2 protein-coding genes are annotated in these 1,182 nt (G+C 33.5%); both read right to left on the bottom strand.

The features are described 5' to 3' along the window. Positions 1 to 43 precede the first annotated feature (43 nt). A complete protein-coding gene (locus tag ACERII_RS25840; protein WP_373645860.1) occupies positions 44 to 685 on the bottom strand; it encodes a hypothetical protein in 642 nt (213 codons plus the stop codon). Between the two features lie 109 nt (positions 686 to 794). Then, positions 795 to 1,182, bottom strand: a 388-nt coding sequence (locus ACERII_RS25835; protein WP_373645859.1) for a hypothetical protein, incomplete at its 5' end; no start/stop codon positions are given.

The following is a 1,182-nucleotide window of genomic DNA, read 5'->3' as shown; positions in this document are numbered from 1 at the left end:
CGTTAGCTTAAGTGTAATTGTTCACATTAACTTATAATATGATTTAATCTTCAGGTGGGAGTTTATATGTAACTTCTCCTTTTTCATTTAAAAATTCCATTCTCGGTACATCATCTTTATCAACGACCATGCGAATTCTTTGATTTCCTTTGGAATCCATTAACTGGACACTGACATCACCACTTTTATTTTTGCCCATAAATACTCTTTGGGCATTGCCTTTTAAAAGCTCCTTTGTTTCTCTCTCTTTGCTCTCGTTGCTTATATTTGATTGCTGTATTTGTTGATACTTTTCTACTAATTGAGAAAGTGGTGTTTTCGGTCTGTCAAAAACAGAAAAACCATAAAGTTGTTCTCCATTATCATCTACATAATGAACCTGAAGCACCTGGTCAGTATTATATTGGTCAAACGTTAACGATGCTGATGCCTTATAATTCCCTTTTTCATCTTCTTCACTTCCATAAAGCAGACCTCCACATTCTTCACCTTTACCGTTGTAAAACATAATTCCTGAATCTGGGTCACTTTGTCTGTGACCAGGCATAATATCTACTCCATCCAATATCAACGGAGGGATATTATCTTGGTTAAATAGGGTCATTTTAATCTTGCCATTTTTATCAACTATATTTAACTTTTCGACATTTAATTCTGCAAATTTTTCTCTTTTATTATCTGACATAATTTTTCCACTTCCCAACTTATTATTTTGTTTCCACTTAAATAATCCCCGTTTCTTCTACAAGAGCAGCGTCAACTTCTTTCGCTAACCATCCGTTTGTTTAATAAAGTTAGACTTCATCCTTAAAAGTTTTAATATATTCTTGCCCTAAGATTATTAAGCCTAAAATAGTTAATAGAACGCCTATAATAAATGGAAAACCTAAAAATAAAGACTGTACAACTTCATTTCCATATTGCTTCGCTCCAAAAATTGCATGCCATAATTTCGACTTACCAGACCATGCAGTTATATTAGTTGCGTAAATAGTACCCGCTAAAATAATTGTTAAAGTAACTAATAAGCCACCAAGCATTATAAATCCACCAATTACAATTCTTTTCATTATTTGCCCCCCCCTTATTTTTATTGTTGTCATACTTTTCTTTACCTCAACTAATTTCACTAAACTCCCCGTTCGCACTACAACAGTAACGACAGCTTTTGATGCTAACGCT

Source organism: Evansella sp. AB-rgal1 (genome assembly GCF_041820985.1).
GTDB lineage: Bacteria > Bacillota > Bacilli > Bacillales > Salisediminibacteriaceae > Evansella.
The sequence above is the reverse complement of the archived record's forward strand: the minus strand, read 5'-3'. Positions and strand labels throughout refer to the sequence as shown.

Coding starts and splice junctions, on each gene's coding strand:
- ACERII_RS25840 (WP_373645860.1), bottom strand. CDS start 685: ATGTCAGATAATAAAAGAGAAAAATTTGCAGAATTAAATGTCGAAAAG.